The sequence below is a fragment of the Leptospira weilii genome (assembly GCF_006874765.1).
Lineage (GTDB): Bacteria > Spirochaetota > Leptospiria > Leptospirales > Leptospiraceae > Leptospira > Leptospira weilii.
The window spans coordinates 2616429-2625000 of sequence record NZ_CP040840.1; the positions used below are offsets into that span (position 1 = coordinate 2616429).

Annotated in this window: 9 protein-coding genes (1 of these 9 running past the window's edge); 6 read left to right on the forward strand and 3 right to left on the reverse strand. The window is 40.1% G+C overall.

Annotated features, from left to right (window positions below; genetic code table 11):
* Nucleotides 1-27 precede the first annotated feature (27 nt).
* A complete protein-coding gene (locus FHG67_RS12595; protein WP_002631515.1) occupies nucleotides 28-405 on the reverse strand; it encodes an LIC11742 family lipoprotein in 378 nt (125 codons plus the stop codon).
* A gap of 32 nt (nucleotides 406-437) precedes the next feature.
* On the reverse strand, nucleotides 438-827 hold the full coding sequence (locus tag FHG67_RS12600; protein ID WP_036058252.1) for an HIT family protein: 390 nt from the start codon (nucleotides 825-827) through the stop codon (nucleotides 438-440).
* A 134-nt stretch (nucleotides 828-961) separates the two neighbouring features.
* Between FHG67_RS12600 and FHG67_RS12605 the strand changes: the two genes are divergently transcribed.
* From FHG67_RS12605 to FHG67_RS12630, 6 genes are all read left to right on the forward strand, one after another.
* Nucleotides 962-1267, forward strand: a complete 306-nt coding sequence (locus FHG67_RS12605; protein WP_232423623.1) for a hypothetical protein — start codon at nucleotides 962-964, stop codon at nucleotides 1265-1267.
* A gap of 765 nt (nucleotides 1268-2032) precedes the next feature.
* A complete protein-coding gene (locus FHG67_RS12610; RefSeq protein ID WP_036075426.1) occupies nucleotides 2033-2851 on the forward strand; it encodes a hypothetical protein in 819 nt (272 codons plus the stop codon).
* A gap of 226 nt (nucleotides 2852-3077) precedes the next feature.
* Nucleotides 3078-4175, forward strand: a complete 1098-nt coding sequence (gene recA / locus FHG67_RS12615) for a recombinase RecA (RefSeq protein ID WP_002556305.1) — start codon at nucleotides 3078-3080, stop codon at nucleotides 4173-4175.
* A 127-nt stretch (nucleotides 4176-4302) separates the two neighbouring features.
* Nucleotides 4303-5319: an N-acetyl-gamma-glutamyl-phosphate reductase gene (argC, locus tag FHG67_RS12620; protein ID WP_002556301.1), complete on the forward strand. Its 1017-nt coding sequence runs from the start codon at nucleotides 4303-4305 to the stop codon at nucleotides 5317-5319.
* A gap of 5 nt (nucleotides 5320-5324) precedes the next feature.
* The gene (locus FHG67_RS12625; RefSeq protein WP_142499810.1) at nucleotides 5325-7262 is read left to right on the forward strand and encodes a long-chain fatty acid--CoA ligase; all 1938 of its coding nucleotides are present in this window, start codon (nucleotides 5325-5327) and stop codon (nucleotides 7260-7262) included.
* On the forward strand, nucleotides 7252-7890 hold the full coding sequence (locus tag FHG67_RS12630; protein WP_010578141.1) for a nucleoside phosphorylase-I family protein: 639 nt from the start codon (nucleotides 7252-7254) through the stop codon (nucleotides 7888-7890). Before FHG67_RS12625 ends, FHG67_RS12630 begins: the two co-directional genes overlap by 11 nt.
* Here the strand turns inward: FHG67_RS12630 and FHG67_RS12635 are convergent.
* Nucleotides 7873-8572, reverse strand: the 3' portion of a protein-coding gene (locus FHG67_RS12635) for a patatin-like phospholipase family protein (protein WP_004499942.1). 1073 nt of this gene lie beyond the right edge of the window; the window shows 700 of its 1773 coding nt (coding positions 1074-1773); its start codon lies beyond the right edge, outside the window; the stop codon is at nucleotides 7873-7875. The two genes, FHG67_RS12630 and FHG67_RS12635, sit on opposite strands and share 18 nt — an antisense overlap.

Sequence of the window (8572 nt, forward strand, 5' to 3'; positions counted from 1 at the left end):
AATTCAGAGCCCGTAGTTCTTTTTTGATCAAGGTTTTTTGATTTTTTCTCTGTATTTAATCGCATGTGCGGTTGCTTTCCACTTGATTCGATTCCAGACGACCAAAAGAATACTCGTTTCTTCCACTTCAAAACGATAATTGATAATTTCGTCCCCTCCGAGCGCCTTGGACTTATCCAATAATTCTCTGTAACCGGTTTCACCCGTCACCCAGAACATGAGCCAGGAAGTATAAACTCCTTCGGTTTCTACGGTTCCTAAAATTTGAAAATCGTCCGAGTTTAAAACGTACTGAGTGAAGTTGGTACTTAGTCCTGGAATACGTATATCTCTGTAAATACAATCACCCAATAAAAAGGAAACGAAAAACAAAAACAGAATACTTTTATATTTCAAAACGTTCATATGCTTCCCTCAAATTCTTGAAACAAATTCCATTATAAATCTAGAATATAATTTTGTTCCGGTAATTTTCCTTGCAATGCAAGTCGGATATAATCGATCCCTTTTAAATCGTCAGAATACCTCGGAATCAAATGAAAGTGCATATGAGGAACCATCTCTGAAACCGTCACAGTATAAACCTTAATCGGAGCATGATTTTTATAGATCCATTTTGTCGCAAACTCTAAGGCTTGTGCGAAATCGGAAAAAGAATCCTGAGTCCAATCCCGATAGGAAGTCCAATGAGAACGGGGTTCTATATAAAGATAACCTTTGAGTTTTTTTTCTTCCTCGCAGTGGCGCACAGAAAATTCTCCGAATCTCACAAGAACTTCCGAGAGATCACCGGACCGATGAAACTTACAAAGCGGGCATTCGGACATAGTAAAAACCTAAAAGCTGGTTTCTATAATAATTTCCAAGATTCTCCTCCTGTATAGGAGAAAATGATCGATAGAAAGATTTTACTCATCTTTACATAATAGAGTGTCCAAAATTCTACGTCTAGCGCAGATCTATGCTCAAATTAACGGTATTCTATTTTATAGGAGCGTATAAGCCACCAGGAAATGTTAGACAGTATGATATCTTTACAGAAAAACTTGAAACATATGACTTTTTTGAGCTAAAAAAAGGAAATACCGAATCAACAAAATTTAAAAACAAAAATACAACGGCCTTCAATTACTGGCTTCAACGAACCATGGAAATACCAAATCGTATTGGATATAAAAAAGATCAGAACAGCTTAAGCAACTCTGGACCAGCGTTTGAAACAAGAACAATATCGAAGAAGAAAGCATATCGAAACCCTGAAAGCTAAAATCACGTTCTAAAGGGAAATTGCTGAAAAATTTTTGTAGGAACTCTTACAGGAATGTAACAACGCTCAAACACCAGGCGTAATTTATCATAACGTTACTCACAAATACTTCGATCCGAGGATAAATCTGTAGGAATTCCGACAAATCCTCTGTGAAACGATCGCTCCACAACGCGCCCCTTAGAAAGCGTTGTGCCTGAGTTTCCCCTGATTTTTGGGTGGCGGGGTGATGAGCGACCCGTAGGGAGCAAATCATTGAGCCTGGAGGCGGGAAAATCTCAAGAGATTTTTCTCTATCAGAAAATCATACTTTTTGCAAGTAAAAAGCCTCATTCTTGTCGGAACACTTGAAAAATATCAATTTTCGATCCTTATTATCCCAAAAGTCTTCTTAATTTGTGGGTAACGTTATGGTAATTTATGGGAATTTCAACTTACCTAGAAAAGATACAGCATTTCTCCTTTTCATTTTTCCGACAAAACCAACCGACTGAAAAGTACTTGAAACGAAACCTTAAATCTCAGAAAAATAAACTCACACAAATCGATTTTACTACAACATTGATTCATCTTCATTTCCGTTCTTTAAGTTTTAGGATAAACATTGAATTTCATTTCCATTCCGGGTTTTAGACAAAAATTGAATTTACAGCGCGTCCCAAAACACCAGTTTACTCTGTCAGAAAGATCAAGCTGCGGGAACTCAACAGAACGCTCCCCATGGGCGCCATTTTGTCTTATCGTAATATCATTCAGAGGTTTCTTATGAAACGGTTTTTTTTTGTATCCACCTTCCTGTTATTTTGGAATCAATCAGTAGTCGCGGAAACGTTTCGTATTGAAAGTGAAATCACAGCGATAAAACGGCTGTTAGGAGATCCGACAGTCGTGGAAAAATCCTGGCTTGTCGAGTGGATTCCCGTTTGGAAAAAAGAGGAAGAATCCAGGCTGGAAGCATATTTAAAAAAAATTCTTTCTATTCAACTGAAAAATCCCCCTGCCAAGGAAAAACTCAAAACCGAATTCAAAAAAATCAAGAATTTAGGCGGAATACGAATTAGAAATCAAAAATCCACTCTGTTTTATCAGGTTTCTTACGGAACAGAATTTCCAAATCTTTCCCAGGTTCGTAGTTTTACGATCCAAGACTACTACGTTGATTTTTATCTCGGAAGACAAACTGGAATTACATCTGTGGAATTCCTAAAAACCGGTTTAACATGTGCGTTCTATTATTTTTCGGAAGATGAAACCCTTCTCTACTCTCAAGAATCCTCCGCATGGAAAATCAAAACTGAAAAAACTTTAGGAGAATTGAATTCCTTTTTCAAAACTCAAAATACAAATTGTCAGGGTTGTGAAAAGATTCGATTGATCGACGGCACGTTATTTTTCTTTCCTTCCCAGTCGGGAATTTCCTTTTGGCTTCGTCTCGGAATCAATTTTCTTCTTTTGATCTGTGCTTTCATCCTTACTATTTTTTTCTTTCGAAATTTTTGGATTCGCAATCGAGAAACACTCCGAAAGGCAATCCAAACTAAAAAAAACTTGGATCAGGAAAAAAAATCGATTCTTTCTCAATAATACTCAAATTTTTGCTATACAAATAATTACATATATTTTACATTAGTTTTCAGAAAACCGGGTGACATAAACCTGAGCTTGTGAAAAAAATCGAAACAGGCTCGTTTTTTTGGACCCAAAGGACATCTTTTTGTCCGGATTAGAAACCATAATTAAAAAAGATAACCGTTACTTGAACGGTGTGTTTCCTCTAAGAACCGTATCAATCAAGGAGGAGGCAAAAAACATGGGAGAAGGTATTATGAAGAAAAGTAAAGAAGAAGCTCAAAATGTAGACGATTCCAAAAAGTTAGCGATCGAACAAGCGATGAACCAAATTGAAAAACAATTTGGAAAAGGTTCGATTATGAAATTGGGTTCGGATACTTCCAAACAAACCGTTCAGGTAATTCCTTCCGGTTCTTTGGATTTGGACATCGCACTTGGAATCGGAGGTTACCCGATCGGAAGAATTGTGGAAATCTACGGACCCGAATCTTCCGGAAAAACGACCCTTACTCTTTCAGCAATTGCGGAAGCTCAAAAGAGAGGCGGGGTCGCAGCGTTCATCGATGCGGAACATGCGCTGGATCCCTCCTACGCAAAAAAACTCGGAGTCAATATTGATGAGCTTTTGGTTTCTCAACCGGATAATGGGGAAGAAGCCCTGGAAATCTGCGAATCCTTAGTGCGAAGTAATGCAATTGATTTGATTGTAATCGACTCCGTAGCGGCACTTGTTCCGAAAGCGGAAATTGAAGGGGATATGGGAGATTCGCACATGGGTTTACAAGCAAGACTCATGTCTCAGGCTCTTAGAAAGCTCACCGGAACGATTGCGAAATCTAAAACCGTGGTTATATTTATCAATCAAATTCGAATGAAAATCGGAGTCATGTTCGGTTCTCCGGAAACGACGACAGGTGGTAATGCTCTGAAATTTTACTGTTCGGTTCGTTTGGACATTCGAAAAATCGAAACGATCAAGGAAAAAGAAGAATCCGTCGGGAACAGAGTTCGGGTCAAAGTCGTCAAAAATAAGTGTGCCCCTCCATTTAAACAGGCGGAGTTCGATGTAATCTTCAACGCAGGTATCAGCAGAGAGAGTTCTCTGGTTGACCTTGGTGTAAAGCATGATATCATTCACAAAGCGGGAGCGTGGTATTCCTATAATACGGAAAAGATCGGACAAGGAAAAGAAGCCGCCAAGGAATACCTGAAAAACAACCCCGAAATTGCTTTAACCATTGAAAATATGATCAGAGATTTAAATAGTCTGCCCTTGCAGGCTCAGGAAAACAAAAAGCCGCGCAAAGAGGAAAAACTAGAACAGGCAGTTGGCTGAACTAAATGGCTTTCTTTTTAGGAACCCTTGACCGCCGAATGAGAAATCATTCGGCGTTTTTTTTAATTACAGTATTTTCCAGAAATTAAAACCTTTCTATAAGAGGCTAAAAAAGACAACAAAGATCATGGCAGAGATTAGCATTTTAGGAGCGGGCGGTTTAACCGGAAAGGAGCTACTTTTGCTTCTTTCTCGCCAAAAGGAACACGAAGTCGTTCACATCACAAGTGATAAACTTGCGGGCAAAACACTTGCCGAAGTTTTTCCCGAAATTCCTTTTCCCAAAAATCTTACCTTTCACAAACACGAGACCACCATTCCGTCCAAATCCTTAGTCGTTCTCGCTGTGCCCAACAATGTATCAATCGAGTCGGCTCCTAAATTTTTAGACTCCGGCCACAAAGTAATCGACCTTTCCGGAGTTTATAGACTTCACAATCAAGAAATCTTTGAAAAAGCTTATCAATTAAAACATACTCAATTCTCCTATGTGGATAAGGCCGTTTTCGGGATTCCTGAGATTTTTAGGGACAAATTGAAAAACGCGGATTTCGTTTCCAACCCGGGCTGTTTTTCCACTTCCGTAATTCTTCCTGTATTTTTATTAAACGAACTCAGAAAAAATCTAAGACCTCGGGTCATAGCCGATTCCAAATCGGGTGTTTCCGGCGCGGGTGGAAGAACCGAAGACGCAGGTTACTCCTATACGGGAGTGTACGAAAACTTTCGAGCTTATAAGATTCTTTCCCATCAACACGAACCTGAAATTAAAGAATACATTTACACTAATTCGGGACTTCCCGAACCGGAAATCGTTTTTACTCCCCATTTATTACCGGTTTATAGAGGAATACTTTCGACGATTGTATTAGAGTTTGATACCGAATCTTCCGCTGATCCGATTTCTGTTCTACAAAACTCTTGTAAAAACGAACCTTTCCTTAGAATCTTAAAAACTCCGGAAGAAATTGAACTGAAAAGAGTTCAACATACGAACTTTTTGGATATTTCGGCCAGAAAAAGAGGAAACACGTTAGTCGTTGTTTCCGCTTTGGACAATCTCGTAAAAGGTGCCGCGGGACAAGCCCTACAGAACATCAATCTCATGACCGGAACGAAGGAGATTTTGGGATTATTCCCCTGATTTTTATGGAAAAAGTGAGTCTTTACCATCTACTCAGAGACGTAGCCTCCGTTTATGCGGATCGTCCTATGTATTGGATTCGGCAAGAAGATGGCGACTTTCGTGGAATCTCTTATCAGGACTGGTATGAGAATCTCAAGAATCTTTCTGTGTTCCTGATCGATCTTGGAATGCAGAAAGGAAACACAGCGGGACTCATTTGCGATAATAGATACGAATGGTCTCTTTGTTCCCTCTCCTTAGTCACGATCGGATGTGTGGATGTTCCTCGTGGTTGCGACGCCACGTTAGACGATTTGAAATATATTTTAGAACATTCCGAAGCGAAACTCCTCTTTTTAGAAAATGAGAAAGTCCTAAAAAAATTACTGGAAGATAAGTCTAGTCTCTCAAATGTAAAAACGGTTCTTCTGATAGATCCTCCCGCAAAATGGAAAGATCTGGAAAATGCCCGCACTACGCTTCCTGGTGTAAAATTTTTCTTTCTAGAAGATGCACTTTTAGAAGGGGAGAAATCCCGAATTAAAAAAGGAGACAAACCCTACACTCAAAGAGGTGAGATTTTAATCGGTAAAGATCTCGCGACCATCATATATACTTCCGGAACGACAGGGGCGCCGAAAGGTGTGATGTTGAACCACAGAAGTTTTACTTGGGGAATTCATCAACTTCAAGAATTCGTTCCATGTTCTTGCAACGATAGAACCATTATTTTTCTTCCGCCATGGCATATTGCCGAAAGACTTTTGGAGACAACCCTTATAGCTTGGGGAGCTTCTATGGCATGTTCTTCCATTCCCACAATTCCTGCGGATATGCAAAAGGTAAAGCCCACCGTACTCGTTTCAGTTCCGAGACTTTGGGAAGGGCTTTATAAAAGAATCCACGACACGGTTCGAAAAGCTCCCCCGCTCAGACAAAAGTTATTTCACGCTGCCGTAAGAATGGCGGAGATCACAACGAGTCTTCAGGATACGATTCGAGATTCCTATACAACCACCGAAATCGAAAACCCAAGGCAAAAGACGATCGATCGGTTTGTAGCGAGCGCGTTTCTTCTTTTTCTCTATCCGATTAAAATTCTTTCCTACAAAATTTTACAAAGGGTGAGAGATTTATTCGGAGGAAGAATTCGTTTCGCATTATGCGGTGCAGGAGCTATGCCCCCACATATTCAATTTTTCTTTCGAAGTGCAGGAATCCCAATCATTGAAACTTACGGAATGACGGAAACAACAGGAATCGGAGCAATCGGAGAATTTCCTCTTCCGAAAAATGACGCCATCGGCGCTCCGTTACCCGGAACTGCGATCAAACTTGTAGGAGAAGATGGTAAAATCGTAACGACCCCCGGCGAAAAAGGGATCGCTTGGCATAAGGGACCGCACGTAACCGTCGGTTATTATAAGGAACCCGAAAAAACCGCCAACGCCTTACAAGACGGATGGCTCGATTCCGGAGACATTCTTACTTGGACCCATACCGGAGAATTAAAATTCGCTGGAAGAGCGAAAGACACGATCGTTCTTTCCGGAGGGGAGAATTTAGAGCCCGCTCCGATCGAAGCAAAACTCACAGAGTCAGAATTCATCAACCAAGTGATCGTCGTGGGACAGGATAAAAAGAATCTCGGGGTTTTGATCGTTCCCTTTTTCGACCGTGTCTACGAGGAATTTCAATCACAAGGAAAAAAACTTCCAGAAAATCCAACGGAATGGAATTCTTCCAAAGAAGTAAGTTCATTTTTTAAAAACATCGTAAAAGACAAAATCTCCACAAAAGCCGGATTTAAAACCTTCGAAAAGATCGCCCATATCTATATTCTTCCAAAAGAATTTGAAAAAGGAAAGGAAATGACCGAGACGATGAAACTCAAACGTAACGTCATTTTTACCTTATATCACGACGTGATTCAATCTTTGTATGAAAACGATGAGGATTGAACCTTCAAAAACACTCATCTGTTCCGCTATTGCCGAAGAATTGGATCAGATTTCAATTTCTGGAAAATACCCTATTCTTCTCTGTGGAGTCGGAAATTTAGAAGCGGGGCTGCGTCTTCAAAAATTTCTCCTGGAACATCAAAATAAAAATCTGGCTCTTCCTACCCAGATTTTGTTCGTTGGTTCTGCCGGAGTTTATCCTTGGCTACACCCGAGTTTTTGGAAGAATCGATTCGGATTTTCGTTTCAAATCGAAAATCAAGAGCTGGGAAAAATAGAACGAAGGATTCGAATCCCGGAAATCGTTCCGGATTCGTACGAATTCCCTCATCCTTTCGAATTTACATTCAAGGAAGAAATTCTGATTTCAAAAACGAACGCAAGTGGTTCGATCACAATCGAGAACGTTTCCGGAAAAGTTTTGGAATATCTAAGGGAACACGATATAGGATTTGAAAACATGGAATGTTTTGGACTAGCCAAAGTTTGTCACGACTTTCGAATTCCTTTCCATTCATTCTTTGCGCTTACAAACACAGTCGGACCTCTTGGAAGCGAAGAATGGAAATCCAATTACAAAAAAGAATCTGCAAAACTTCAGGAATTTCTTCTATCGTTTCTTCTTTGAGAATTTTTTTCCCGGATAAAAGAGATCGTAAATTTCTTCGAGGTGACTTTCCGCCTCTTCTTCTCCCTTTCGAATAATCTCTCCGAACTTATTGAAATCGAAAAAGGAAAATTCCTCTATATGAAGATTGATGAATAAATCCATTTTGTCCTTTCTAAGTTTCGTAATTTCTCTTCCTTCCAAAGTGATCGCTCTTCCCATAATTTTAAGAATCGGAGGATACTTTAAATCTTCCCAGAGGTTTTTAAAAAAGGACTTACCCGTGATCCTTCTGTCTTCCAGAAGTCTTACAATGGCTTCGTCTCTGAGCGGGGAAACGTTCGCGGACAAAATAATATCGGCACCTTTTTGTCGGATTAAATTTTCCGGAACGTTATTGATCACGCCTCCGTCCACCAGCAAATGATCACCGTGAAATATGGGAGGAAACATTCCAGGAAGACTCATCGCCGCCGCTAAAGCTTCCCAAACCGGCCCGCGATCCATCACGTATTCTTCTCCACTATGAAGATCTACCGCCGAGGTCACAAAAGGAATTTTTAGGTCTTCGATGAGCGCAGAACCAAATGCATCTTTCAACATTCGATTCATTTTTTTACCTTTGAAAAAGGAAACGAGAGGAACGGTAGGATCGAAAGGTTTATCCAATCCTCCGAAAAATTTATAGATCATCTTGTAGATC

What these genes read in the sequence shown, in the direction of transcription:
- FHG67_RS12595 (WP_002631515.1), bottom strand. Translation starts at nt 405, where the DNA reads ATGAACGTTTTGAAATATAAAAGTATTCTGTTTTTGTTTTTCGTTTCC.
- FHG67_RS12600 (WP_036058252.1), bottom strand. Translation starts at nt 827, where the DNA reads ATGTCCGAATGCCCGCTTTGTAAGTTTCATCGGTCCGGTGATCTCTCG.
- FHG67_RS12605 (WP_232423623.1), top strand. Translation starts at nt 962, where the DNA reads ATGCTCAAATTAACGGTATTCTATTTTATAGGAGCGTATAAGCCACCA.
- FHG67_RS12610 (WP_036075426.1), top strand. Translation starts at nt 2,033, where the DNA reads ATGAAACGGTTTTTTTTTGTATCCACCTTCCTGTTATTTTGGAATCAA.
- recA (WP_002556305.1), top strand. Translation starts at nt 3,078, where the DNA reads ATGGGAGAAGGTATTATGAAGAAAAGTAAAGAAGAAGCTCAAAATGTA.
- argC (WP_002556301.1), top strand. Translation starts at nt 4,303, where the DNA reads ATGGCAGAGATTAGCATTTTAGGAGCGGGCGGTTTAACCGGAAAGGAG.
- FHG67_RS12625 (WP_142499810.1), top strand. Translation starts at nt 5,325, where the DNA reads ATGGAAAAAGTGAGTCTTTACCATCTACTCAGAGACGTAGCCTCCGTT.
- FHG67_RS12630 (WP_010578141.1), top strand. Translation starts at nt 7,252, where the DNA reads ATGAGGATTGAACCTTCAAAAACACTCATCTGTTCCGCTATTGCCGAA.